Below are 24206 nucleotides of genomic sequence, written 5' to 3'. Positions count from 1 at the left end.
GGGCGCAATCCAGGCCTTATAAGCACGACAAAAGACCGTGCGCCTGAGTAGATGAAGAATCACGCGCGTTACTCGCAGTAGTTTCCAGAGCGCCTGAACGAGGATTTTTTACATGCCAGCCATCACCCTGACCACGCTCCAGAGCCTCAAGCAGAAAGGTGAAAAGATCACCATGCTGACCTGCTATGACGCGACCTTCGCCCACGCCTGCAACGAGGCCGGTGTCGAAGTGCTGCTGGTGGGCGACTCCCTCGGCATGGTTCTGCAAGGGCACGACAGCACCTTGCCGGTGACCATCGCAGAAATGGCCTATCACACCGCTTGCGTCAAACGCGGCAACACCGACGCCCTGATCCTGGCTGACCTGCCGTTCATGGCCAACGCCACGATCGAGCAAACCCTGACCAACAGCGCCACGCTGATGCAGGCCGGCGCGCACATGATCAAGGTCGAAGGTGCGCTGTGGCTGGCGGAGTCGATCCGCCTGCTGGCCGAGCGCGGTGTGCCGGTCTGCGCGCACATGGGCCTGACCCCACAGGCGGTGAACATTCTTGGCGGCTATAAAGTGCAGGGCCGCAACGAGAACCAGGCGCGGCAGATGCGTGCCGATGCGATCTCGCTGGAACAGGCTGGGGCCGCCATGCTGCTGCTCGAATGCGTGCCGAGCGAATTGGCGGCGGAAATCAGCCAGGCCGTGAAGATTCCGGTCATCGGGATCGGCGCCGGTAGCGATACCGACGGGCAGGTACTGGTGCTGCACGACATGCTCGGCCTGTCGATCACGGGGCGCGTACCGAAATTCGTCAAAAACTTCATGCAGGGTCAGGACAGCATCCAGTCCGCCCTGAAGGCCTACGTCAACGAAGTCAAAGGCGTTACGTTCCCTGGCCTCGAACACGGATTCTCTGCATGAACACTGTCAAAACCGTACGCGAACTGCGTGCCGCCGTGGCCCGTGCCCGCAGTGAAGGCAAGCGCATCGGCTTCGTGCCGACCATGGGCAATCTGCACAGCGGTCACATTGCGTTGATCACCAAAGCCACACAGCGCGTGGACTTCGTGGTTGCCAGCATCTTCGTCAACCCGCTGCAGTTCGGCGCCGGCGAAGACCTCGACAAGTACCCGCGCACCCTGGCGGCGGATCAGGAAAAGCTGCTGCAAGCCGGCTGCCATTTGCTGTTCGCCCCGACCGTCGAAGAGATGTACCCCGACGGCATGGCCGGGCAGACCCGGGTCAGCGTGCCGCAACTGTCTGAAGGCCTGTGTGGCGCCAGCCGTCCGGGGCACTTCGAAGGTGTGGCGACGGTGGTCAGCAAGCTGTTCAACATGGTGCAGCCGGACTTGGCGATCTTCGGTCAGAAGGATTTCCAGCAACTGGCGGTGATCCGCGCGTTGGTGCATGACTTGAACATGCCGATCCAGATCATCGGCGAACCGACCGTGCGTGCCGCCGACGGCCTGGCGCTGTCATCGCGCAACGGTTTCCTCAGCGAAGACCAGCGTGCGGTGGCCCCGGTGGTTTATCGGACCCTGAGCGCAATCGCCGAGTCGATCAAGCAAGGCGAGCGCAACTACCCGGCACTGATCGCCGCTCAGGTGCAACAGCTGGAAGCCGCCGGCTTGCGTCCGGACTACCTGGAAATTCGCCACGCCCTGACCTTGCGTCCGGCGACGGCTGAAGACCGCGACCTGGTGATTCTGGTGGCCGCGTTCCTCGGCACCACGCGGTTGATCGACAACCTGCACCTGAACCTCGATACCCCCGTTTAAAGCAAGATCAAAAGATCGCAGCCTGCGGCAGCTCCTACACATGAGTCCATGTAGGAGCTGCCGCAGGCTGCGATCTTTTGCGTTGTATTGCCGCCCCCAAAGCCTTCGGGCACACTGCCCGCCGTTCGCTTCCAACCCGGGAAATCCCTCATGCAAGCCATCATGCTCAAGGCCAAGCTGCACCGCGCCGAAGTCACTCATGCGGTACTCGATTACGAAGGTTCCTGCGCCATTGATGGCGAGTGGCTGGACTTGTCCGGCATCCGTGAATACGAGCAGATCCAGATTTACAACGTCGACAATGGCGAGCGCTTCACCACCTACGCGATTCGTGGCGAAGAAGGTTCGCGGATGATTTCGGTGAACGGCGCAGCCGCGCATAAAGCCAAGGTCGGCGACCGCGTGATCATTTGCGCCTACGCCCATTACAGCGAAGCGGAGCTGGTCAATTTCAAACCGCGCATGCTGTACATGGCCCCGGGCAATGAGCTGAGCCACACCAGCAACGCGATTCCGGTTCAGCTCGCCTGAGCCGCTTCGAGGCGCCACTTCCCTTCCGTTGGTCGGCCCGTTCCCGGTATTGATGTTAAAAAAGTACAGGGAACAGGTCAGAAGAAGTCAAGACAGATCGCAGCGCGAGGTTTACTGTATTCGCCCTGCGTTGAAAAATCGTGTCGACGCATTTGACCCTCGCCCAACCAGGGCGTATCGGTCTGTTCTGTGTTCAAAAGGCCGTTCAAGTAAAAAGGAAAACCGCAGCGATGGCGTACTACCGCACTCCTCATGACGTTACCGCTCTGCCTGCCTGGCAGGCGTTGAAAGATCACCGCCAAGCCATGCAGGATTTCAGCATGCGCGAGGCCTTCAACGCCGATCCGCAGCGCTTCAATCAATTCACGCTCAGCAGCTGCGGACTGTTTCTCGATTATTCGAAGAACCTGATCAACGCCGAGACCCGCAACCTGCTGGTGGGCCTGGCCAATGAAGTCGATCTGAAAGGCGCGATCAAAGCGCTGTTCGACGGCGAAATCGTCAACGCCTCCGAAGGCCGCCCGGCGCTGCATACCGCCCTGCGCCGCCCGGTGGGCGACAAGCTGTCGGTCAATGGCGTCAACGTGATGCCGGAAGTGCACAAGGTGCTGAACCAGATCACCGATCTGGTTGGCCGCATCCACGACGGTCTGTGGCGTGGTTACACCGAGAAGCCGATCACTGACGTGGTCAACATCGGCATCGGTGGCTCGTTCCTCGGCCCTGAGCTGGTTTCCGAAGCATTGCTGTCCTATGCGCAGAAAGGCGTGCGCTGCCATTACCTGGCGAACATCGACGGCAGTGAATTCCACGAGCTGACGCAGAAGCTGCGCGCCGAAACCACACTGTTCATCGTTTCGTCGAAATCCTTCAACACCCTCGAAACCCTGAAGAACGCTCAGGCCGCCCGCGCCTGGTATCTGGCGCAGGGTGGTTCGGAAGCCGAGCTGTATCGCCACTTCATCGCGGTATCGAGCAACAACGCGGCGGCCGTCGCGTTTGGCATCCGCGAAGAAAACATCTTCCCGATGTGGGACTGGGTCGGCGGTCGTTACTCGCTGTGGTCGGCCATCGGTCTGCCGATTGCGCTGGCCATCGGCATGTCCAACTTCAAGGAACTGCTGTCCGGTGCCTTCACCATGGACCAGCATTTCCAGAGCGCACCGTTCGAACAGAACATGCCGGTGCTGCTGGCCCTGCTCGGCGTGTGGTACGGCAACTTCTGGGGCGCGCAAAGCCACGCGATCCTGCCGTACGACCACTACCTGCGCAACATCACCAAGCACTTGCAACAGTTGGACATGGAATCCAACGGCAAGAGCGTGCGTCAGGACGGCACCTCGGTGTCGACCGATACCGGCCCGGTGATCTGGGGCGGCGTCGGCTGCAACGGTCAACACGCGTATCACCAGTTGCTGCACCAGGGCACCCAACTGATTCCGGCCGACTTCATCGTGCCGATCGTCAGCTTCAACCCGGTCTCCGATCACCATCAGTGGCTGTACGCCAACTGCCTGTCGCAGAGCCAGGCGCTGATGCTCGGCAAGACCCTGCCGGAAGCCGAGGCCGAACTGCGCGAAAAAGGCATGAGCGAAGAGCAAGTGCGCAAACTCGCACCGCACAAGGTGATTCCGGGCAACCGCCCGAGCAACACCCTTGTGGTCGAGCGCATCAGCCCGCGTCGTCTTGGCGCGCTGGTCGCCATGTACGAGCACAAAGTGTTCGTGCAGAGCGTGGTCTGGGGCATCAACGCCTTCGACCAGTGGGGCGTGGAACTGGGCAAGGAATTGGGCAAAGGCGTTTACAACCGTCTGGTCGGCAGCGATGAAACCGTTGCTGACGATGCTTCCACCCAAGGCCTGATCAACTACTTCCGCGGCCGTCACCGCGGGTGAGGTGAATGGCTTGCCCACAAATCCTGTGGGCAAGCCATTTCCAATGTGGGAGCGAGCCTGCTCGCGAATTCGGTGTGTCATTCAGCATCTTTGTGGCTGATACAGCGCATTCGCGAGCAGGCTCGCTCCCACAGTTGTTTCAGGGATGACTTGAACCTCCAGGCCGCTCGGCGCATCTTTATTCCTGTCGCACAACAAGAATAAGGAACCGTCATGTTCGATATCAGCACGTTCCCCAAAGCCGATGCCGTCCGCCGGGCTGCGCAGTTGAGTCAGGACGACTACAAGCGCCTGTACCGCGAATCGATTGAACACCCCAGCACCTTCTGGGCCGAACAGGCCACGCGCTTCCTCGACTGGAGCACACCGTGGCAGACCGTTCAGCGCTACGACCTGAAAACCGGTGAAGCGGCCTGGTTTGCTGGCGGCCAACTGAACGTCAGCTACAACTGCATCGACCGCCACCTCGCACAACGCGGCGAGCAGACCGCGATTCTCTGGGAAGGCGACGACCCTGCCGAATCGGCGCAGATCACTTACAAAAAACTCCACCACCACGTCTGCCGCCTGGCCAACGTCCTGAAAAGCCGTGGCGTGAAAAAAGGCGACCGGGTGTGCATCTACATGCCGATGATCCCCGAGGCGGCCTACGCCATGCTCGCCTGCGCGCGGATCGGCGCGATTCACTCGGTGGTGTTCGGTGGCTTCTCCCCGGACTCCTTGCGCGACCGTATCCTCGACGCCGACTGCCGCACGGTGATCACCGCCGATGAAGGCGTGCGCGGCGGCAAATTCGTACCGCTCAAGCAAAACGTCGACAAGGCCCTGCACAGTTGCCCGGACGTCAGCACCGTCGTCGTGGTCGAGCGCACCCAAGGCAAGGTCGATTGGGTCGAGGGCCGTGACCTCTGGTATCACCAAGCCGTGCGTGACGTCAGCGACGACTGCCCGCCGGAGCCGATGGACGCCGAAGATCCGCTGTTCATCCTTTACACCTCCGGCAGCACCGGCAAACCCAAGGGCGTGCTGCACACCACCGGCGGCTACCTGCTGCAAGCGGCGATGACCTTCAAGTACGTGCTCGATTACCGCGAGGGCGAAGTGTTCTGGTGCACCGCCGACGTCGGCTGGGTCACCGGCCACAGCTACATCGTCTACGGCCCGCTGGCCAATGGCGCGACCACGCTGATTTTCGAAGGCGTGCCGAGCTACCCGAGCACTTCGCGCTTCTGGCAGGTGATCGACAAACACCACGTCAACATCTTCTACACCGCGCCGACGGCTCTGCGCGCGTTGATGCGCGAAGGTGCCGGACCGCTGCAGGAAACGTCGCGCCAAAGCCTCAGATTGCTCGGCAGTGTCGGTGAGCCGATCAACCCGGAGGCGTGGGAATGGTACTTCAACGTGGTCGGTGAACAGCGCTGCCCGATTGTCGATACCTGGTGGCAGACCGAAACCGGCGGCATCATGCTCAGCCCGTTGGTGAGTGCCCAGCGGATCAAACCGGGTTGCGCCACGCAGCCGATGTTCGGCGTGCAACCGGTGTTGCTCGACGAGCACGGCAAGGAAATCAAAGGCGCCGGCAGCGGCGTGCTGGCGATCAAGTCGAGTTGGCCGGCGCAGATCCGCAGCGTCTACGGCGACCCGCAACGGATGGTCGACACCTATTTCAAACCCTACCCCGGCTATTACTTCACTGGCGACGGCGCACGCCGCGACGAGGACGGCGACTACTGGATCACCGGGCGTATCGATGACGTGATCAACGTCTCCGGCCACCGCATCGGCACCGCCGAAGTGGAAAGCGCGCTGGTGCTGCACGACAGCATTGCCGAGGCCGCCGTGGTCGGTTACCCGCACGACGTCAAAGGCCAGGGCATCTACGCCTTCGTCACTCCCATGAACGGCTTCGAGCCGAGCGATGAGCTGAAGAAAGAGTTGCTCGCCCACGTCAGCAAGGAGATCGGCAGCTTCGCCAAACCGGACCTGATCCAGTGGGCGCCGGCCTTACCGAAAACCCGTTCAGGCAAGATCATGCGGCGCATCTTGCGCAAGATCGCCTGCAACGAACTCGACAGCCTCGGTGACACCTCAACCCTGGCCGATCCGAGCGTGGTGCAGGGTTTGATCGACAAGCGCCTCAATCAGTAACATCCGTGGCGCGGTCACCCGGCCGCGCCCGTTCATCACCAATGAGTTGTCATGGAATTCATCCGCAGCCGTATCGAAAACCAACTCATGAGCCTGACCGGGCTGTCCCTCGGTCAACTCGATCTGGAAAACCCCAAGGGCGATCCCGGGCTGTTCGGCCCCGACTCGATCAGTTGGCAAGTGCACGGCGATTTCAGCAGCATGCTGATCGGCGGCATCAGCGCGCTGTTGCTGCAAGCCCTGCATCCGCTGGCGCTGGCCGGGGTCTGGGATCATTCGAACTTTCGTCAGGACATGCTCGGCCGCTTGCGCCGCACCAGTCAATTCGTTTCCGGCACCACGTTCGGCTCGCGCAAGGACGCCGAATGGCTGATCGACAAAGTGCGCACCATTCACCTGCAAGTGGTCGGTACCGCGCCGGACGGCCGACCGTATGCGGCCAGCGATCCGGACCTGCTGACCTGGGTGCACGTAGCCGAGGTCAGTCACTTTCTTGCCGCGCATCTGCGTTACCGCAACCCGCAATTGTCGGGGGCGGATCAGGATCGCTACTACGCAGAAATCGCCGTGGTCGCCGAGCGCCTGGGTGCGCAGGACGTGCCGAAATCACGTCAGGCCGTGGCCGACTATCTGCAACGCCTGCGCCCGCAACTGCTCTGTGATGAGCGCAGCCGCGAAGTCCTGCGCCTGCTGCTCGAAGCCCCGGCCCCAAGCGTGCTGGCCCGACCTTTTGGCGACCTGATGATGAAGGCTGGCATCGATCTGCTGCCGGACTGGGCCAGCGCCATGTTCGGCATACGGCAGAATCCGCTGCAACGCCAGCTGATCCGCGCCAGCGTCAAGCGCAGCGCGCCGATGCTGCGCTGGGCGATGCGCAATGGTTCGGTGCAGCGAGCCAAACGCCGGATGGGTTTGCTGATCTGATCTAAACACAGAACCTGTGGCGAGGGAGCTTGCTCCCGCTGGGTTGCGCAGCGACTCTCGAAATGTTGCGAGCGCTTCGCACTCGAGCGGGAGCAAGCTCCCTCGCCACAGGTCTGAGCAATGGCTCAGGGCATCTGTAGCTGCACAATGCTAAACTCCCGCGCCCACATTCTCACCAGCAAGGCGCACGCATGTCTTCCTTGAATCAGGCGCTGCGCGCCGCCCTCGACCAACGCCAGGATCTGCTCGCTGAGCTGCACAGCCAGGGCACCGATTGCTATCGGCTGTTCCACGGCAGCCAGGAAGGCGCCGGCGGCCTGACGGTGGACCGCTACGGTCCGCAATTGCTGGTGCAGAGTTTTCACCAGACACTGGAACGTGACGACCTGCTGCAACTGCACGCCATGGCCAACCAGACGCTGGGGTTTGACACCCTGCTGGTCTACAACGACCGCTCCCGCGGCAACTCGCGGGTTGACCGTGAAGACAATGTCTACAAAGCCGACGAGGCCGCGCTGGTGGATCTGGTCGGCCACGAATGGGGCCTGAACTATCGCGTGCGCGGGCGACATGCCGGGCAGGATCCGCTGCTGTTTCTCGACCTGCGCAACACTCGCGGCTGGGTCAAGGATCACGCCAAGGGCAAAAGTGTGCTCAACCTCTTTGCCTACACCTGTGGCGTCGGCCTGAGTGCCGCTGCCGGTGGCGCGCGCGAGGTGTGCAATCTGGATTTCGCCGAAGGCAATCTGGCGGTCGGCCGTGAGAACGGCCTGCTCAACCCGCAATTGCCCGAGATGCAATTTATCCAGTCCGATTATTTCCCGGCGATCCGTCAGCTCGCCGGGCTGCCGATCAGCCAGCGGCGCGGGCAGAAACTGCCGAGCTATCAGCGCCTCGAACAGCGCCAATACGATCTGGTGCTGCTCGATCCTCCGGCCTGGGCCAAGAGCGCGTTCGGCACCGTCGACCTGCTGCGCGACTATCAAAGCCTGCTCAAACCGGCGCTGCTGACCACCGCCGACAACGGCGTGCTGATCTGCTGCAACAACCTGGCGAAAGTCAGCATGGACGACTGGCGCGAACAGGTCCTGCGTTGTGCAGAGAAGGCCGGGCGACCGGTGCGCGAATGGAGCGTGATGACCCCGGGCGCGGACTTCCCGTCGCTGGACCAACAGCCACCGCTGAAAACCCTGATCCTGCAGCTGTAACCGTACTCCCTGTAGGAGCTGCCGCAGGCTGCGATCTTTTGACCTTGATGCTGAAAATCAAGAGCAAAAGATCGCAGCCTGCGGCAGCTCCTACATGGATTGCAGACAAATCTGAACAATCCTGTCCCCCACGATGTACTTCGGAACCAGAATCGCGTGCCATACTCCAAGGCACTCCGATTCAGACAGATGAAGCCGCACATGCCCAAAGGATTGATCCGCGCGATTGGCGCCTTGTTGACTGCTCTGGCCCTCTACAGCCTGCTGGGGTTTCTGATTTTGCCGGGCGTCGCCCTGCGCATTGCCAACCAGCAATTGGCGAACTACGCCACGGTGCCTGCGCACATCCAACGCATCGAGCTCAATCCGTTCAGCCTTGAAGTCACCCTGTGGGGCCTGGTCGTCGGTGAGCCGGGCAAGGAGCAGGTCGGCTTCGAGCGGCTGTACGCCAACCTGCAACTCGACAGCCTGTGGACCAAAGCACTGCACCTGGCCGATATCGAGCTGGACAAGCCCAAGACCGAAATTCTCTTCGCCAAGGACGGCCAGCTCAATCTGCTCGGTCTGTTCAAGATTCCCGCCAGCGAGCCGACCCCGGCCGACCCGAATGCCAAACCGTTCCCGCTGCGCATCGACCGCATCCAGCTGGCCGGCGGCAACGTGCATTTCGAGGACGCGCGGCCGAGCGAGCCCATCGAGTTCCTTTACGACAAACTCGACTTCGAACTGAAAAACCTCAGCACCCTGCCCGAAGACAATGCCGACATGACCCTGGTGGCTGCCGGCCCGGCCGGTGGGCAGATCGACTGGAAGGGCAACTTCAGCCTGATCCCGTTCACCTCTGAAGGCACCTTGAAAGTCACCGACGGCAAGATGAAATCCTTCTGGCCCTATGTGCGTGATGCGCTGCCGCTGGTGCTCGAAGACGGTGTGATCAACCTCAGCACCGAGTACAAACTGAATCTGTCGAAAGAAACCGAACTGCTGCTGAACAACGTCGCGGTGAATATCGCGCCGTTCGCAATCAAGGCGCCGGACGGACGTCCGCTGGCCAGACTCGAACGCCTTGATGTCAGCGAGACCTCGCTGGACCTGGCCAAACAGCAGGTAGTGGTCGGCAAGATCCGCAGCAACAAACTGGAAACCTGGGCCGCGCTCGAAGCCGACGGCCAGCTCGACTGGCAGAAACTGTTCGCCAGCCAACCCTCGAAGCCTGCCGCCAAGGCCGCCGCCGAACCCAAGACCACTCCGGCCGCCGCCGACTCGCCTAAAGCGCCGGCCGCGCCGAGCAAGCCCTGGCAGGTGCTGCTCAAGGATGTGCAGCTGCGCAACTACACCGTGCATCTCGCAGACCGTTCGGCCAACCCGCCGGTAGCGCTGGATGTGACGCCGCTGAATATCGACCTGCAGGATTTCGACAGCCTCAACGGTTCGCCCTTCAAGGTCAGGCTCGACAGCGGTCTGGGCAAACAAGGCAAGATCAACGCCGACGGCGTGGTCAACCTCGCACCGGTTACCGCCCAGCTCAACGTGAAGACCCAGGACATCGACCTGCGTGTCGCGCAGTCCTACATCAATCCGTTCATTCGCCTGGAATTGCGCAGCGGTATGCTCGGCAGTGACCTCAAGGTCAACCTCAAGAGCACCGAGCCACTGGCACTCAGCGTTACCGGGCGCGCGCAGATCGATCAACTGCACACCCTCGACACCCTGAAAACCCGCGACTTCCTCAAATGGCAGCAAGTGGTGGTTGAAGGCATCAACTATCAACACGGTGACAGTGTGTCGATCGACAAGGTCAACCTGTTCCAGCCGTATGTGCGGTTCATGATCAACGATGACCGCACCACCAACATTGATGATTTGCTGATCCCGCAACCTGCCGATTCCGGGGCGAAAACGGCAGCAGCCAAACCCGCCAGTAACTCGAAACCGCTGGGCATTCACATTGGCGGTATCGCGATCAATGACGGCTCGGCCAACTTCGCCGACTTCAGCCTGACCCCTAACTTCGCCACGGCAATCCAGCAACTCAACGGCCAGATCGGCACCATCGACAGCCGTCAGGCGAAACCGGCCAGCGTCGACGTCAAGGGCAAGGTCGACCGCTATGCGCCGGTGACCATCAAAGGTGCGGTCAATCCGTTCGACCCGATGGCCAGCCTCGATATCGCTACCAGTTTCAAACGCGTCGAACTGACCACGCTCACCCCGTATTCCGGCAAATTCGCCGGCTACCGCATCCGCAAGGGTCGGCTCAATCTCGACCTGCACTACCTGATCACCAAGGGCCAGTTGAAGGCTGAAAACAAAGTGGTGGTCGAGCAGCTGCAACTCGGCGAGAAAGTCGACAGCCCGGATGCCGTGAGCCTGCCGTTGAAACTGGCTATTGCCCTGCTCAAGGACGTCGATGGCAAGATTTCCATCGAATTGCCGGTCACCGGCGACCTCAACAACCCGCAATTCAGCGTAATGCCGATCGTCTGGCAGACCCTGCGCAATCTGATCGTCAAAGCGGCTGCCGCGCCGTTCAAGCTGATTGGCGGACTGGTCAGTGGCGGCGGCTCTGAAGACCTCGGCACCGTGTCCTTTGCCCCAGGTTCGAGCGACCTGAGCAAAGACGCCGAATCAGCGCTGGACAAACTGTCCCAGGCGCTCAAGGAACGTCCGACCCTGCGCCTGGAGATCGAAGGCACCGCCGCGCAAAGCAGCGACGGTCCGCTGCTGGCCGAACAGCGTCTGGAACGCGAATACCAGTACAACTACTACAAGATGCTCCAGCGCCGTGGCGACAAGGTGCCAGCCCAGGCTTCCCTGCTGCAAGTGCCGGAGAACGAGAAAGGCCCGTTGCTCGAAGGCATCTACCGCACGCGTCTGAAAACCCAGCCGCCGGCCGAATGGAAGGATCTGGGCAAGGAAGAACGCACGGCGAAAATGCGTGACGGCGTGATCAAGTTCTGGAGCTCCAGCGATGTCCTGCTGCGGCAGTTGGGTCAGGAACGCGCCAGCAGCATCAAGGACTATCTCGTCGACAAGGGCCAACTGGCCGATGACCGGGTGTACTTCATCGATGCCAATCTGGGCGAGGCCGAGAGCGATGGCCGGGTCGTGACGCAAATGCACCTGGACGCCGAATGATGAACCGCAAATGGCGGGTGGCTTTGACGCTGCTGCTCGCCGCCAGCCCTGCGCTGGCCTCCGACACGCTGCGCTGTGGCAGCCAACTGGTCAGTCTCGGCGACCGTGCCAGCGAAGTGCTGCAGAAATGCGGCGAACCGGTCAGCCGCGATGTCCTCGGCTACAAGCGCAGCGCCAACCGCCGCGAAGAATTTCAGGTCGAGGAATGGACCTACGGCCCGAGCAACGGCATGTATCAATACCTGCGCTTTGAAGGCAATCGCCTGCGGCAGATCAACAGCAAGCGCGGTAACTGAAAGATCAAAAGATCGCAGCCTCCGGCAGCGCCTACAGGGAAATGCATTCCACTGTAGAAGCTGCCGGAGGCTGCGATCTTTTGCTTCTACCCAATAGAACAGGCCCCGACACAAGTGCCGGGGCCCGTAATGGTCACATCCGTGTGACCGTTCGCATGAACTCTAAAGTTGCGGCAGACGTATTGCTCGGCCCGTCTGTCGCGTCTTCTCCCGGTCCAGGCGAGAAGTCATGCCTTACTCGGCTTTCAGGCCGTCAGCGGAGACCGCTTTGACGCCTTTGATTTTCTTGGTGATGTTCACAGCGGTGGTTTTCTGAGCTTCGGTGACAGCGACGTCAGAAGACAGGGAAACCACACCTTTGTTGGTTTCGACTTTGATGTCGGTACCAGGAATGCCTTTTTCGGTTACCAGGTCGCTTTTGACTTTGGTCGTGATCCAGGTATCGGAAGTAGCTTCTTTAGCCTTGGTCATTTCACCAGCAGCCAGAGTCATTGGAGCCTGAGTAGCCTGGGTGGATTGTGCGAAAGCACCGGAAGCCATGGTCAGGGTCAGCGCGGTAGCAGCAGCGGCAGTGATAGCGAACTTCTTCATACGAGTAACTCCTGTTTTTCTGGAAAGTCTGCTGGTTGTCTTGTCAGCAGGGTTACTGGGTATATTGCGAACGCTGTGCCAACTTTTCGAAAGACAATAAATCGTTATAAATCAATAAGCTATGAATTAGATAAATTTTCGAAATCATGCAATTTGCATGACGCGTGGATTATCGACATGCAAGTTGCGGTTTTTTGGAAAGTTCCTAAATGGCTGAAATTATTGAAGCTTTTTTTACTGCTCTGGAAATGAAAATGCCCCGAAGATCGGGGCATTTGCCATTCAGGCCCTCGCATCAAGTGCCACTGGCAGTGCAACCTTTTGGCGAGTAGTCAGGGTTGACGGTGGTTGCGCAGGTCCACACGCCAGAGGTGCTGCCCGTTGCAGCGCCTGAACGGGTGAGCGTGATTGTCTTACCCAATACCGGACCCGGTGCGTTCACCAGTGTGCACGTGATGGTGCCGGCACCGGTCGAGGCCGTCCCAGAGGCCGCCAGTGTGCAGTTCGACGTGGTCGCGGAAGCGCCGCCCGCCACCAGTGTCAGCGTCGGATCCGTACCTTGATTGATGGTGTCTTCAAACGGCACTTTGAGCGCGCTGATTTCTGCCAGACCCGCTGTCACTTTCGAACGGGCCTGGTATTTCGAGTATTGCGGCAGGGCGATAGTCGCCAGAATGCCGATGATCGCCACCACGATCAGCAGCTCGATCAGTGTGAAACCCTTTTGGTTGTTCATAGACAGGCTCTCCATGCATGAGTCGGAATCTCATGATCTGCAAAGGGCTCAGCACAGGCCATGCCAACCGCCTGCAGACCCCGTGCGCTGGGCATCAACGCGCGATATCGCGCTTTCCTACAACCTCTAACCGCACTATCTGACACTTTTTGTCACCTGTGCCGGGCGTGTTTGGCGCTGTCACTTGACTAGGCTATAAGTCATGAACTGTCAGCATCCGGAATCCCCATGAATGACATCGCTCTGAGCGGTCTGGCCAAGCAATTGGTACAGGCCGAACTGCTTACGGAAAAAAGCGCCCAGCAGGCCTGGCAACAGGCGCAGCGCAATCGGCTGTCGCTGGTCAGCTACTTGGTACAGAACAAACTGGTGAAGAGTTCACAGGTGGCCGAGATTGCGTCGGAGCATTTCGGCATGGCCTTCATGGACCTCAATTGCCTGGACAAGGAAACCCAGCCCAAAGGCCTGGTCAGTGAAAAACTGGTGCGCCAGCACCACGCCCTGCCCTTGTGGCGCCGTGGCAACAAACTGTTCGTGGGCATTTCCGACCCGAGCAATCATCAGGCGATCAATGACATTCAGTTCAGCACCGGGCTGAGCACCGAAGCCATTCTGGTGGAGGACGACAAGCTCACAGAGGCCATCGAGAAATTCTTCGACACCCACGCCAGCGGTCTGGAGGACATGGCCGACGTCGATCTCGACGGCATGGATGTCGAGTCCGTCGACGACAGCCGCCAGGACGCCATCGGCGGGCTCGACGCCGATGACGCGCCGGTCGTGCGCTTCGTGCACAAGATGCTGCTCGACGCGATCAAGAGTGGCTCCTCCGACCTGCACTTCGAACCCTACGAGAAAAACTTCCGGGTGCGGGTGCGCACCGACGGCATCCTGCGCGAGGTGGCCAAACCGCCGATCCAGTTGGCCGGGCGAATCGCCGCACGCCTGAAAGTCATGGCCAGCCTCGACATCTCGGAGCGGCGCAAACCGCAGGACGGGCGGATCAAGATGCGCCTGTCGAAGACCAAGTCGATCGACTTCCGGGTCAACACTTTGCCGACCCTGTGGGGCGAAAAAGTGGTGATCCGGATCCTCGACCCGTCCAGCGCACAGATCGGCATCGATGCATTGGGTTACGAGCCGGCGCAGAAAGACCTGTACATGGCGGCGCTCAAGCAGCCGCAGGGCATGATTCTGGTGACCGGGCCGACCGGTTCGGGGAAAACCGTATCGCTGTACACCGGCCTGAATATTCTCAATACCGTCGACATCAACATTTCCACCGCCGAAGACCCGGTGGAAATCAACATGGAAGGCATCAACCAGGTCAACGTCAATCCGAAACAGGGTCTGGATTTTGCCCAGGCCCTGCGTTCGTTTCTGCGGCAGGACCCGGACGTGATCATGGTCGGCGAGATCCGCGACCTGGAAACTGCCGAAATCGCGATCAAGGCTGCACAGACCGGCCACCTGGTGCTGTCCACGCTGCACACCAACAGCGCCGCCGAAACCCTGACCCGCCTGCACAACATGGGCATTCCCGGGTTCAACATCGCCACCTCGGTAAGCCTGATCATCGCCCAGCGCCTGGCGCGCAAGCTGTGCAACCACTGCAAGAAACCGATCGAAATCCCCCGCGAAACGCTGATCAAGGAAGGTTTCCCGCCGGAACAGATCGGCAATTTCACGATCTACGAGCCGGTCGGTTGCGATCACTGCAACGGCGGCTACAAGGGACGCGTGGGGATTTACGAAGTGGTGAAAAACACCCCTGATCTGCAACGACTGATCATGGCCGAAGGCAACTCGCTGGAAATCGACAGCCAGATGCGTCGCGACGGCTTCGACGATCTGCGCACCTCGGGCCTGCACAAGGCCATGCAAGGCATCACCAGCCTGGAAGAAATCAACCGGGTCACCAAGGACTGAACATGGCGGTCAAGGCAGCGAAAATCAGCATCTACGCCTGGGAAGGCACGGATCGCAAAGGCAGCAAAGTCACGGGCGAGTTGAGCGGGCAGAACCCCGCGCTGATCAAGGCCCAGCTGCGCAAACAAGGCATCAACCCGGGCAAGGTACGGAAGAAATCAACGTCCTTGCTCAGCCTCGGCAAACGCATCAAGGCCCAGGACATCGCCCTCTTCACCCGGCAGATGGCAACCATGATGAAGGCTGGCGTGCCGTTGTTGCAGTCGTTCGACATCATTGGCGAAGGCTTCGACAACCCGGCGATGCGCAAACTGGTGGACGAAGTGAAGCAAGAGGTGGCGGCCGGCAACAGCTTCGCCGCCGCCCTGCGCAAGAAGCCGCAGTATTTCGATGAGCTGTATTGCAACCTGGTGGATGCCGGCGAGCAATCCGGTGCACTCGATACGTTGCTCGAACGGGTCGCAACCTATAAGGAAAAAAGCGAAGCGCTCAAGGCCAAGATCAAGAAAGCCATGACTTACCCCACAGCCGTGGTGCTGGTGGCGATGGTGGTCACGGGGATTTTGCTGGTGAAAGTGGTGCCGCAGTTTCAGGCGGTATTTTCCGGTTTTGGCGCTGAACTGCCGGCCTTCACGCTGATGGTGATCAGCATCTCCGAGTTCATGCAGCAATGGTGGTGGGCGGTGCTCGGCGCCCTGATTGCAGCAGTGTTCGGCGTCCGTCATGCGCTGAAGACATCCCAGGCATTGCGCGACCGCAAGGACACCTGGCTGCTGAAGCTGCCGCTGGTGGGCACGCTGATGTACAAATCGGCGGTGGCGCGATTCGCCCGCACCTTGTCGACCACCTTCGCCGCTGGCGTACCGCTGGTGGAGGCACTGGATTCGGTGGCCGGCGCTACCGGCAACGTGGTGTTCAAACGTGCAGTGCTGCGTATCCGCCAGGACGTCGCCACCGGCATGCAGCTGAATTTCTCGATGCGCAGCACCGGAGTGTTCCCGAACATGGCGGTACAGATGACCGCGATCGGTGAGGAGTCGGGCGCGCTGGATGACATGCTCGACAAGGTCGCCGGTTTTTATGAGGACGAAGTGGATAACATGGTCGACAACCTCACCAGCCTGATGGAGCCGTTCATCATGGTGGTGCTCGGGGTCATCGTCGGCGGGCTGGTCGTGGCCATGTACCTGCCGATTTTCCAACTCGGCTCAGCGATCTGACATGCCTATCGACGAACTCTTCAGTCTGTATCCGCTGGCCTTCGTACTCGCCGCCCTGCTGCTGGGGCTGGTGGTCGGCAGTTTTCTCAACGTGCTGGTCTGGCGTCTGCCGAAAATGCTCGAGCGCGATTGGCGCCAGCAGGCGCAGGACGTCCTTGGCCTGCCGAGCGAAACGCCGCTGCCGACCTACAACCTGATGCTGCCGCACTCCCAGTGCCCGCACTGCGGCCACCGGATTCGGGCATGGGAGAACATTCCACTGCTCAGCTACCTGTTCCTGCGCGGACGCTGTTCGGCGTGTGCCGCCCCCATCAGCAAACGTTATCCCCTGACCGAACTGGCCTGCGGCCTGCTCTCGGCATTCGTCGCCTGGCATCTGGGGTTCGGCTGGCCGGCCGGTCTGTTGATCGTCCTCACCTGGGGGCTGCTGGCGATGAGCCTGATCGACACCGAACATCAATTGCTGCCCGATGTGCTGGTGTTGCCGTTGTTGTGGCTGGGGTTGATCGTCAACAGCTTCGGGCTGTTCGTCTCCCTACACGCCGCGCTGTGGGGCGCGGTGGCCGGCTACATGGCGCTGTGGTCGGTGTTCTGGCTGTTCAAGCTGCTGACCGGCAAGGACGGCATCGGCCACGGCGATTTCAAGCTGCTGGCGCTGCTCGGGGCCTGGGGCGGCTGGCAGATTCTGCCGCTGACGATTCTGCTGTCGTCGCTGGTGGGGGCGATTGTCGGGGTGATTCTGCTGCGGCTGCGTGAGCAGAAAACCTCGACGCCGATGCCCTTCGGCCCGTATCTGGCAATTGCCGGCTGGATTGCCTTGCTCTGGGGTGGTCAAATAACCGACTTCTATTGGCAGTTTGTCGGTTTGAAATGAATACCCCTGTGGAAAAACCCTGGATTCTCGGCCTGACCGGCGGCATCGGCAGCGGCAAAAGCGCTGCGGCCCAGCACTTCATCGATCTCGGGATCCATGTGGTCGACGCTGATCACGCAGCGCGCTGGGTGGTCGAGCCGGGGCGTCCGGCGCTGGCGAAGATTGCCGAACACTTCGGGCCCGGCGTCCTGCAAGCCGATGGCACGCTGGACCGTGCGGCCCTGCGCAAGTTGATCTTTGAAGTGCCGGAAGAACGCCGCTGGCTCGAAGCCCTGCTGCATCCGTTGATCGCCGAGGAAATCGCTCACCATCTGGCGCTGGCAAAATCGCCTTATGCGATTCTGGTGTCACCGCTGCTGATCGAATCCGGACAATACGCGATGACCCAACGCATTCTGGTGATCGACGCCCCGCAACAATTGCAGATCGAACGCACCTTGCAGCGCGACCAGACCAGCGAGCAGCAGGTCCAGGCGATCCTCAAGGCCCAGTCGAGCCGCGAAGACCGCCTGAGCCGTGCCGACGATGTGGTGGTCAACGACCGTGACCTCGCCTGGCTGCACAGCGAAGTCGAGCGCCTGCATCACTTTTACCTGACTTTATCCGGAGGCCAAGCATGAGCCCAATCCCAACCGTTGACTGCCCAACCTGCGGCGCCCCCGTGGAATTCACCCCAGAGAACAAATTCCGCCCGTTCTGCTCCGATCGCTGCAAGCTGATCGACCTCGGCGCCTGGGCGTCCGAAGAGCACAAGATTCCGGTCGCCCCGGATGCCGAAGACGAAATGTTCTCCGGCGATTTCGACCCGCGTCACTGATCGCGATCAGGGCCGCATGAAGCCGTAGTCCTGATCGTCGTCGAGGTTTTCCGCGAGAAAGCGCAACTCGTCGGCCAGGTCTTCGGCGTTGCGCACCGTCTTGCTCTGTTGCACCACCGCGCTGAGCAAGGCGCGCAAACTCAGGCCCGGATCGAAACCGACCTCCAGCGCCATCTCCAGATTCTGCCGCGTTTCCTGCCTCGCCCACTCGTAAACACTCATGCCGCTGCTCCTGAAGGAATTTGGCCGAGCATGAAATGCCGTGCGGGTGGCGGGTTTGATGTGGATCAAGACTTGGGATCGTCGTCCTTCCAGGGCGCCGAAAGGTAGCGGGTGCGGTTGAAGGTTTCCAGCCACTCGGGACTGAACACCACCAGCGCGCTGATCACCATGCCGTTGATAAAGGCTTCGGGGAAAATCAGCAGCCACAGGTAGCCGATGAAGTCTTCCAGCCATTCCGGCATGGCAAACAGACCGTCGTACCATAGCAGGCTCAGGCTCAACGTCAGGCACAACAAGGCCGACAACGCCGCGGCAAAGAATCCGGAACAGAAGATATACACGAACGGATTTCGCGGCTGGGCACGCTCGACGATGATCGCCACGCACTCAGTGATCAACACCGGCAACAGGATCAGCAACGTACCGTTGACCCCGACCGCCAGCAGATCCTGACGCCCGAGCAACACCAACCCGATCTGCGCCACCAGCCCGCCGACAATCGCCAGCGGCCAGTCCAGCAAAAGTGTCACCGCGGTCATGCCGATGAAGTGATAAGAAACCCCGGTGTCGAAATCCCTGCGCACCATCCACAGCAAAAACACGGCGAACACGGTGCCGAACAGCAGGTGCTGACGGCGACTGTCACTGAACAACTCGACCCACGGCGCACGACAGATCGCCCAGATAAGCACCGGCAGATAGATCAGCCAGCCGACCGTCAGGCTTTGCGATGACAGCAACTCGGCGCCGATCATGGGCGGGCCTTCTCCAGTGCCTCGTGCAGTTGGGCCGCGTCGGTGTATTCACGCTGCTCGAGCAGTCGGCCGTCCTTGAGTTGCAGCCACAGCACCGAGCCTTCGGCGCCGGGATAACGCGACGCCACCCTGCCTTCACGATCAAGCATGACCCGATAGCTGTAGTCACGCATCGCCGGAACCGCGAACATCTTCGCGATCAGCGCCGGCATGCGCTGGATGTCAGCGACGAACACTGCGTGACGCGCCTCCAGATAGCCTTTTGGCTGGTCTTTCAACGCCTGCTTGATCAGCTTGGCGCCGTCCATGTCGCGCGCCACCAGCAGCGTCGTGGTGCGGTTATCGAGGGTAAAGGGCTGATCGTATTGATCCAGCAACGTCCAGGGCGCCAGCCGCTCACCGATTTCAAGCGCCTGGGCCCACAGCGGAATCACAGCCAACACCAGCAGCCAGCGAAATTTCACGTTCATCCCCTCGATTTGGCATTAATGGACGGTTTTCCTCAGTCTACACCGCCCATTGCAACCGCCCACTGACACACATTGCCGCGTGGTGCTTTCAGCTTGTCGCAATTGAACGCTAAGCTTGGGCTTATGGATGACTCAGATTATTTACGCCTGCTGACCATCGCGGCCGAGCAAGCCAACGCGTTCCTGTCCAATGCCCGCAAATGGGAGCGTGAGCGTTGGGTCTGCCAGCGCCTGCTGCAAGGCTTGAACATTCCTTACCGCGCCGATGAGTTTGCCCCTGCTGGCGAGCCGCCGGATGTGCTGTTTCGCGATGCCAATTTCGAAGTGTTTTTCGTACTCGACGAAGGCCGCCGACTCAACGATGAATGGCGCGACGAACTGCAACGCCGGCGCAGTGCATTTTCCCTCAGCCAACTGGTGCGCCGTGAAGCCAAGCCACGGCGGATTCCGGCCAATGAATTCTTGCTGCGGCTGGCGCCGACCTTGCGCAAAAAAGCGCACAACTACAAGGAACGCGGCATGGATCTGGGCGAACTGGACATCATCGCCTTCGCCAGTCTCAAGCGCGAGGTGCTGGACCTCAACAGCCACTTCCCACCGCCCACCGAGTATCTGCGTCAGGGCTGGCGCTCGCTGTCGCTGGTCGGGCCGACCTTCGCCCGGGTGCTGTTCGCGCATCCTGATGCACCGGATTTCCTGCGCAGCAACCTCGGTCGCAGCATCGTCTTCGATGTCGGGATCAGCCTGTGACGCCGCTGCAGCAGTTGATTGCCGACGTCCCGCAGACCGGGCGCGTGCGCTGGATCGGCGTGCGCCCCGAGTCTCGCGGGCCGATGATCGAACTCGACGCGGTGGAAGCACGACTGGAGGCCGGACTGACTGGCGATCACGCCCGGCCGGGAGTACGCAACGCGCGGCAGGTGACGTTGATTCAGTTCGAACACCTGGCCGTGATCAGCGCGTTGATGGGCCGGTCAGAGGATCATCCGGTCAAGCCTGAAGACCTTCGGCGCAATCTGGTCATCAGCGGTATCAATCTGTTTAGTCTCAAGGGTCGGCGCTTTCGCATTGGTCAGGCAATATTCGAGACCACTGGCTGGTGTCAGCCCTGCGCGCGCCTGCAAAACAACCTCGGCCCCGGCACCTTTCAAGCGGTGCGCGGGCATGGCGGAATTACCGCCCGGGTGTTACAAAGCGGGATCATCCGCCTCGACGACGGTGTTTCTGTCGAACCGGTTCCGGCCAGTGGCTATGCTGCGTTCAACCCGGGATAAAAACCGCTGTAGCGTCTCCACCTTCAGCAACGTCTACCTGACGAGGCCTTTATGACCAGCCGCCTGAACCCCGAAGACCAGAAGCATGTCGAAGAGTACCTGCAGTTGTCCCAACACCGTGTCGAGCGCCGGCCTTTCCGGCCGTGGATGCTCCTGGTGCTGGTGCTGGCAGTGACCATTGGTCTGGGCTTGCTGAGCCGACTTATCAGTTACCTGACGCTATGAGCTGCCTGGCGCTCGCTCGGGTAACCGCACCGATTTCCTTTAAAAACCTTGCGAGTTATCCCTATGTCCCATCGTATTGTCATTGTCGGCGGCGGCGCCGGCGGTCTGGAGCTGGCTACCCGTCTGGGTAAGACTCTGGGCAAGCGCGGCACGGCCAGCGTGATGCTGGTCGACGCGAACCTGACGCACATCTGGAAACCCCTGCTGCACGAAGTGGCCGCCGGATCGCTGAACTCTTCCGAAGACGAACTCAACTATGTTGCCCAGGCGAAATGGAACCACTTCGAGTTCCAGCTGGGGCGCATGAGCGGGCTTGATCGGGCGCAGAAGAAAATCCAGCTGGCCGCCACCTACGACGAGAACGGCGTGGAACTGGTACCGGCGCGTGAAGTGCCTTACGACACGCTGGTGATCAGCGTCGGCAGCACCACCAACGATTTCGGCACCCAGGGCGCGGCGCAGCACTGCCTGTTCCTCGACACCCGCAAACAGGCCGAGCGTTTCCACCAGCAACTGCTCAACCACTATCTGCGCGCGCATGCCGGACAGACCGATGTGGTCGAGCAGATCAGCGTGGCCATCGTCGGTGCCGGCGCCACGGGTGTCGAGCTGGCGGCAGAACTGCACAACGCGGCGCATGAACTGGCGGCTTATGGTCTGGACCGGATCAAACCGGAGAACATGCACATCACCCTGATCGAAGCCGGCCCGCGGGTGCTGCCAGCCCTGCCGGAGCGCATCAGCGGCCCAGTGCACAAGACCCTGGAGAAACTCGGGGTCAATGTAATGACCAATGCGGCGGTCAGCGAAGTGACCGCCGACAGCCTGATCACCGCCGATGGCAATGTGATCAAGGCCAGCTTGAAAGTCTGGGCCGCCGGGATTCGCGCACCGGGTTTCCTCAAGGACATCGACGGCCTGGAAACCAACCGCATCAATCAGCTGCAAGTGCTGCCGACGTTGCAGACCACCCGCGACGAAAACATTTTCGCCTTCGGTGACTGCGCCGCGTGCCCGCAACCGGGTTCGGATCGCAACGTGCCGCCGCGTGCACAAGCCGCACACCAACAGGCATCGTTGCTGGCCAAGTCGCTGAAGCTGCGTATCGAGGGCAAAACCCTGCCGGAGTACAAGTACACCGACTACGGCTCGCTGATCTCGCTGTCGCGTTTTTCCGCTGTGGGTAACTTGATGGGCAACCTGACCGGCAGCGTGATGCTCGAAGGCTGGGTGGCGCGGATGTTCTACGTGTCGCTGTATCGCATGCACCAGATGGCGCTGTACGGACCGTTCCGCACGGCAATGCTGATGCTGGGCAGCAAGATCGGTCGCGGTACCGAGCCACGCCTGAAGCTGCACTAAAACCAAAACTTGTGGGAGCTGGCTTGCCAGCGGTAGCGGTCGCTCAGTCGGCGATGATGTCGACTGATCCGCCGCTATCGCGGGCAAGCCACGCTCCCATATTGTTTTGTGCAGCTCACAAAATCAGCAGGCTCACTCCTGCAATCGATCACCGCTCATCAGAGCTGGAAGCGGCGCACCATGCCTTGCAGTGCGTTGGCCAGTTGCGACAGTTCTTGGCTCGACGCACGGGTTTGATCGGCACCCGTCGCCGAACGGACCGACAGGTAGCGAATGTTCACCAGATTACGATCCACTTCCCGCGCAACTTGCGCCTGCTCTTCGGCGGCACTGGCGATCACCAGATTACGCTCATGGATCTCATGCACCGAAGCGGTGATGGTTTCCAGCGCTTCCCCGGCGCGCTCGGCCAATGCCAGTGTGGCCGTGGCCCGTGCAGCGCTGGCCTGCATTGAGTCCAGCGCCAGGCTTGAACCACTGCGCATGCCCTGCACCATCTGCTCGATCTCCTGCGTCGATTGCTGGGTGCGATAGGCCAGCGCCCGCACTTCGTCGGCGACCACCGCAAAACCTCGTCCGCTTTCCCCTGCACGGGCCGCCTCGATGGCGGCGTTGAGCGCAAGCAGGTTGGTCTGCTCGGCAATGGCACGGATCACATCCAGCACTTTGCCGATGTCCTGTGACTGGTTGGCCAGCGATTGCACCAACTCGCCGGTGTGCTGCACGTCGCTGGCCAGCGCATTGATGGCCGATGCGGTATCAATGACCCGCGCCTGCCCCAGTTGCGCCGACTCACTGGATTGGCGGGTGGCATCGGATGTCGACACGGCATTGCGAGCGACTTCTTCAACGGCTGTGGTCATTTCATTGACCGCCGTCGCTGCCTGTTCGATTTCGTTGTTCTGCTGCTGCAGGCCTTGTGTGCTGTCGAGCGTCACCGCGTTGAGCTCATCGGCAGCGGTGGCCAATTGCGTGGCCGAACCGCTGATGCCTTGCAGCGTTTCCCGCAGGTTTTGCTGCATGGTTGCCAGCGCCTTGAGTAAGCGGCTGACTTCATCGTTACCGGGGGTTTCGATCAGCCGGGTCAGGTCGCCCCGAGCCACACTTTCGGCAGCGCTGACGGCGCTGCTCAGCGGACGGACGATGCTGCGGGTGAGCAACATCGCCAGCGCCACCGTGGCCAGCGCCGCCAGCGCTATGAAGAGGCTGACGATGGTGCGCGAGGTCCGGTAGTGGTCAGCGGATTTCTGGCTTTCCGCGGCAACCTGTCTGGCGAACAGATCCGCCAGGTCATTGAGCTGCTTGCCGGAGCCATCAACCACGGTCTTCATATCAATCAGCAACAGTTTGGTCAGTTCGTTACGCTGGCCTTGATCGGCCAGGATGAAGGATTGCGCAATGCCGGTGCGATAGGCAGCGAAGGTTTTTTTGAACTGGTCATAGAGCTGCTGGCCTTCCGGCGTGGTGACCAGTTTGTCGTAGGCGGCGATCTTCTCGCTCAGTTCCCTGTCGCGGGTGTCCATCTGGCTGCGGTAAGTCGCGATGTTCTGCGGATCCTGATCAAGGGCCATGCGCAGGGAAATCGTACGGATCCGCAACATCAGCTCGCGAATTTCGTCACCGCCGCGAATGCTCGGCAGCCACTGGCTCTCGACCGCGACCTCACTGTCACGGATGCTCGACATCTGCCCCAAGGCAAATACGCCGAGCAACGCCACCAGGACCGCGATCAGGGCAAAACCCAGCGCGGCACGTGGAGCAATATTCAACTGACGAAGCAACATGACGAACGCCCTTATTCTTGTATTGGCCAGATTG

General features: G+C 60.7%; 24 protein-coding genes. 18 read left to right on the top strand and 6 right to left on the bottom strand.

The window, feature by feature from the left end; translation table 11 throughout:
* Nucleotides 1–112: 112 nt before the first annotated feature.
* The 9 genes from panB to KVQ82_RS05495 all read left to right on the top strand — a co-directional run bounded on the left by panB (nt 113) and on the right by KVQ82_RS05495 (nt 11913).
* Nucleotides 113–913: a 3-methyl-2-oxobutanoate hydroxymethyltransferase gene (panB, locus tag KVQ82_RS05535; protein ID WP_041065398.1), complete on the top strand. Its 801-nt coding sequence runs from the start codon at nt 113–115 to the stop codon at nt 911–913.
* Complete coding sequence (gene panC / locus KVQ82_RS05530; protein WP_222018332.1) at nt 910–1770, top strand: pantoate--beta-alanine ligase; 861 nt, start codon at nt 910–912, stop codon at nt 1768–1770. Before panB ends, panC begins: the two co-directional genes overlap by 4 nt.
* Before the next feature lie 150 nt (nt 1771–1920).
* Nucleotides 1921–2301, top strand: coding sequence for an aspartate 1-decarboxylase (gene panD, locus KVQ82_RS05525; RefSeq protein WP_041065393.1), 381 nt, complete (start codon nt 1921–1923; stop codon nt 2299–2301).
* Nucleotides 2302–2531: 230 nt separating this feature from the next.
* A complete protein-coding gene (gene pgi / locus KVQ82_RS05520; RefSeq protein WP_047296605.1) occupies nt 2532–4196 on the top strand; it encodes a glucose-6-phosphate isomerase in 1665 nt (554 codons plus the stop codon).
* Between the two features lie 213 nt (nt 4197–4409).
* Nucleotides 4410–6347 (top strand): acetate--CoA ligase, encoded by a 1938-nt coding sequence (gene acs / locus KVQ82_RS05515; RefSeq protein WP_222018329.1) that lies wholly within the window; start codon nt 4410–4412, stop codon nt 6345–6347.
* Nucleotides 6348–6398: 51 nt separating this feature from the next.
* Complete coding sequence (locus KVQ82_RS05510) at nt 6399–7271, top strand: oxygenase MpaB family protein (protein WP_222018328.1); 873 nt, start codon at nt 6399–6401, stop codon at nt 7269–7271.
* 191 nt (nt 7272–7462) lie between these two features.
* Nucleotides 7463–8479 carry a class I SAM-dependent rRNA methyltransferase gene (locus KVQ82_RS05505; RefSeq protein WP_222018326.1) on the top strand — a complete coding sequence of 339 codons (1017 nt, stop codon included), beginning with the start codon at nt 7463–7465 and terminating at the stop codon, nt 8477–8479.
* A 189-nt stretch (nt 8480–8668) separates the two neighbouring features.
* Nucleotides 8669–11617, top strand: a complete 2949-nt coding sequence (locus tag KVQ82_RS05500; RefSeq protein ID WP_222018324.1) for a DUF748 domain-containing protein — start codon at nt 8669–8671, stop codon at nt 11615–11617.
* On the top strand, nt 11617–11913 hold the full coding sequence (locus tag KVQ82_RS05495) for a DUF2845 domain-containing protein (protein WP_041065375.1): 297 nt from the start codon (nt 11617–11619) through the stop codon (nt 11911–11913). The genes KVQ82_RS05500 and KVQ82_RS05495 overlap by 1 nt, the downstream gene beginning before the upstream one ends.
* Nucleotides 11914–12147: 234 nt before the next feature.
* Here the strand turns inward: KVQ82_RS05495 and KVQ82_RS05490 are convergent, their stop codons facing one another.
* Both KVQ82_RS05490 and KVQ82_RS05485 read right to left on the bottom strand, forming a co-directional pair.
* Nucleotides 12148–12504, bottom strand: a complete 357-nt coding sequence (locus tag KVQ82_RS05490; RefSeq protein ID WP_007963876.1) for a BON domain-containing protein — start codon at nt 12502–12504, stop codon at nt 12148–12150.
* Between the two features lie 295 nt (nt 12505–12799).
* Nucleotides 12800–13240 (bottom strand): pilin, encoded by a 441-nt coding sequence (locus KVQ82_RS05485; protein ID WP_041065372.1) that lies wholly within the window; start codon nt 13238–13240, stop codon nt 12800–12802.
* 228 nt (nt 13241–13468) lie between these two features.
* On the opposite strand from KVQ82_RS05485, the gene pilB reads away from it, so the two are divergent.
* Genes pilB through yacG form a run of 5 tightly spaced genes read left to right on the top strand, consistent with a single transcriptional unit; the run spans nt 13469 to nt 18080 of the window.
* A complete protein-coding gene (gene pilB, locus KVQ82_RS05480) occupies nt 13469–15169 on the top strand; it encodes a type IV-A pilus assembly ATPase PilB (RefSeq protein ID WP_222018322.1) in 1701 nt (566 codons plus the stop codon).
* Between the two features lie 2 nt (nt 15170–15171).
* Complete coding sequence (locus tag KVQ82_RS05475) at nt 15172–16389, top strand: type II secretion system F family protein (RefSeq protein WP_145598273.1); 1218 nt, start codon at nt 15172–15174, stop codon at nt 16387–16389.
* Between the two features lies 1 nt (nt 16390).
* Complete coding sequence (locus KVQ82_RS05470) at nt 16391–17263, top strand: A24 family peptidase (RefSeq protein WP_222018320.1); 873 nt, start codon at nt 16391–16393, stop codon at nt 17261–17263.
* The gene (coaE, locus tag KVQ82_RS05465; protein ID WP_095668294.1) at nt 17260–17883 is read left to right on the top strand and encodes a dephospho-CoA kinase; all 624 of its coding nucleotides are present in this window, start codon (nt 17260–17262) and stop codon (nt 17881–17883) included. The genes KVQ82_RS05470 and coaE overlap by 4 nt, the downstream gene beginning before the upstream one ends.
* The gene (gene yacG, locus KVQ82_RS05460; protein WP_007963861.1) at nt 17880–18080 is read left to right on the top strand and encodes a DNA gyrase inhibitor YacG; all 201 of its coding nucleotides are present in this window, start codon (nt 17880–17882) and stop codon (nt 18078–18080) included. Before coaE ends, yacG begins: the two co-directional genes overlap by 4 nt.
* Nucleotides 18081–18086: 6 nt before the next feature.
* Here yacG and KVQ82_RS05455 read toward each other — a convergent pair whose 3' ends face one another.
* The 3 genes from KVQ82_RS05455 to KVQ82_RS05445 form a co-directional block, all read right to left on the bottom strand.
* Nucleotides 18087–18302, bottom strand: coding sequence for a hypothetical protein (locus KVQ82_RS05455; protein WP_222018318.1), 216 nt, complete (start codon nt 18300–18302; stop codon nt 18087–18089).
* A 65-nt stretch (nt 18303–18367) separates the two neighbouring features.
* A complete protein-coding gene (locus tag KVQ82_RS05450) occupies nt 18368–19057 on the bottom strand; it encodes an energy-coupling factor ABC transporter permease (protein WP_222018316.1) in 690 nt (229 codons plus the stop codon).
* Nucleotides 19054–19521, bottom strand: coding sequence for an FAD/FMN-containing dehydrogenase (locus KVQ82_RS05445; RefSeq protein ID WP_222018314.1), 468 nt, complete (start codon nt 19519–19521; stop codon nt 19054–19056). The genes KVQ82_RS05450 and KVQ82_RS05445 overlap by 4 nt, the downstream gene beginning before the upstream one ends.
* Before the next feature lie 129 nt (nt 19522–19650).
* Between KVQ82_RS05445 and KVQ82_RS05440 the strand changes: the two genes are divergently transcribed.
* From KVQ82_RS05440 to KVQ82_RS05425, 4 genes are all read left to right on the top strand, one after another.
* Nucleotides 19651–20277 carry a DUF1780 domain-containing protein gene (locus KVQ82_RS05440; RefSeq protein ID WP_003228301.1) on the top strand — a complete coding sequence of 209 codons (627 nt, stop codon included), beginning with the start codon at nt 19651–19653 and terminating at the stop codon, nt 20275–20277.
* A complete protein-coding gene (locus KVQ82_RS05435) occupies nt 20274–20801 on the top strand; it encodes an MOSC domain-containing protein (protein WP_095668292.1) in 528 nt (175 codons plus the stop codon). The genes KVQ82_RS05440 and KVQ82_RS05435 overlap by 4 nt, the downstream gene beginning before the upstream one ends.
* Before the next feature lie 51 nt (nt 20802–20852).
* Nucleotides 20853–21026, top strand: a complete 174-nt coding sequence (locus KVQ82_RS05430; RefSeq protein WP_003228304.1) for a DUF3094 family protein — start codon at nt 20853–20855, stop codon at nt 21024–21026.
* A 63-nt stretch (nt 21027–21089) separates the two neighbouring features.
* Nucleotides 21090–22388 carry an NAD(P)/FAD-dependent oxidoreductase gene (locus tag KVQ82_RS05425; RefSeq protein ID WP_222018312.1) on the top strand — a complete coding sequence of 433 codons (1299 nt, stop codon included), beginning with the start codon at nt 21090–21092 and terminating at the stop codon, nt 22386–22388.
* A 158-nt stretch (nt 22389–22546) separates the two neighbouring features.
* On the opposite strand, the gene KVQ82_RS05420 is transcribed toward KVQ82_RS05425, so the two are convergent.
* The gene (locus KVQ82_RS05420) at nt 22547–24172 is read right to left on the bottom strand and encodes a methyl-accepting chemotaxis protein (RefSeq protein ID WP_222018310.1); all 1626 of its coding nucleotides are present in this window, start codon (nt 24170–24172) and stop codon (nt 22547–22549) included.
* Nucleotides 24173–24206: the final 34 nt, after the last annotated feature.

Origin of the sequence: Pseudomonas sp. AO-1, from assembly GCF_019775695.1 — a bacterium.
GTDB lineage: Bacteria > Pseudomonadota > Gammaproteobacteria > Pseudomonadales > Pseudomonadaceae > Aquipseudomonas > Aquipseudomonas parakoreensis.
This window is presented reverse-complemented; position numbering and strand designations above follow the sequence as displayed.

Excerpts from the sequence above, each read along its gene's own strand:
- panB (WP_041065398.1), top strand. The coding sequence starts at position 113 with ATGCCAGCCATCACCCTGACCACGCTCCAGAGCCTCAAGCAGAAAGGT.
- panC (WP_222018332.1), top strand. The coding sequence starts at position 910 with ATGAACACTGTCAAAACCGTACGCGAACTGCGTGCCGCCGTGGCCCGT.
- panD (WP_041065393.1), top strand. The coding sequence starts at position 1,921 with ATGCAAGCCATCATGCTCAAGGCCAAGCTGCACCGCGCCGAAGTCACT.
- pgi (WP_047296605.1), top strand. The coding sequence starts at position 2,532 with ATGGCGTACTACCGCACTCCTCATGACGTTACCGCTCTGCCTGCCTGG.
- acs (WP_222018329.1), top strand. The coding sequence starts at position 4,410 with ATGTTCGATATCAGCACGTTCCCCAAAGCCGATGCCGTCCGCCGGGCT.
- KVQ82_RS05510 (WP_222018328.1), top strand. The coding sequence starts at position 6,399 with ATGGAATTCATCCGCAGCCGTATCGAAAACCAACTCATGAGCCTGACC.
- KVQ82_RS05505 (WP_222018326.1), top strand. The coding sequence starts at position 7,463 with ATGTCTTCCTTGAATCAGGCGCTGCGCGCCGCCCTCGACCAACGCCAG.
- KVQ82_RS05500 (WP_222018324.1), top strand. The coding sequence starts at position 8,669 with ATGAAGCCGCACATGCCCAAAGGATTGATCCGCGCGATTGGCGCCTTG.
- KVQ82_RS05495 (WP_041065375.1), top strand. The coding sequence starts at position 11,617 with ATGAACCGCAAATGGCGGGTGGCTTTGACGCTGCTGCTCGCCGCCAGC.
- KVQ82_RS05490 (WP_007963876.1), bottom strand. The coding sequence starts at position 12,504 with ATGAAGAAGTTCGCTATCACTGCCGCTGCTGCTACCGCGCTGACCCTG.
- KVQ82_RS05485 (WP_041065372.1), bottom strand. The coding sequence starts at position 13,240 with ATGAACAACCAAAAGGGTTTCACACTGATCGAGCTGCTGATCGTGGTG.
- pilB (WP_222018322.1), top strand. The coding sequence starts at position 13,469 with ATGAATGACATCGCTCTGAGCGGTCTGGCCAAGCAATTGGTACAGGCC.
- KVQ82_RS05475 (WP_145598273.1), top strand. The coding sequence starts at position 15,172 with ATGGCGGTCAAGGCAGCGAAAATCAGCATCTACGCCTGGGAAGGCACG.
- KVQ82_RS05470 (WP_222018320.1), top strand. The coding sequence starts at position 16,391 with ATGCCTATCGACGAACTCTTCAGTCTGTATCCGCTGGCCTTCGTACTC.
- coaE (WP_095668294.1), top strand. The coding sequence starts at position 17,260 with ATGAATACCCCTGTGGAAAAACCCTGGATTCTCGGCCTGACCGGCGGC.
- yacG (WP_007963861.1), top strand. The coding sequence starts at position 17,880 with ATGAGCCCAATCCCAACCGTTGACTGCCCAACCTGCGGCGCCCCCGTG.
- KVQ82_RS05455 (WP_222018318.1), bottom strand. The coding sequence starts at position 18,302 with ATGAGTGTTTACGAGTGGGCGAGGCAGGAAACGCGGCAGAATCTGGAG.
- KVQ82_RS05450 (WP_222018316.1), bottom strand. The coding sequence starts at position 19,057 with ATGATCGGCGCCGAGTTGCTGTCATCGCAAAGCCTGACGGTCGGCTGG.
- KVQ82_RS05440 (WP_003228301.1), top strand. The coding sequence starts at position 19,651 with ATGGATGACTCAGATTATTTACGCCTGCTGACCATCGCGGCCGAGCAA.
- KVQ82_RS05430 (WP_003228304.1), top strand. The coding sequence starts at position 20,853 with ATGACCAGCCGCCTGAACCCCGAAGACCAGAAGCATGTCGAAGAGTAC.
- KVQ82_RS05425 (WP_222018312.1), top strand. The coding sequence starts at position 21,090 with ATGTCCCATCGTATTGTCATTGTCGGCGGCGGCGCCGGCGGTCTGGAG.
- KVQ82_RS05420 (WP_222018310.1), bottom strand. The coding sequence starts at position 24,172 with ATGTTGCTTCGTCAGTTGAATATTGCTCCACGTGCCGCGCTGGGTTTT.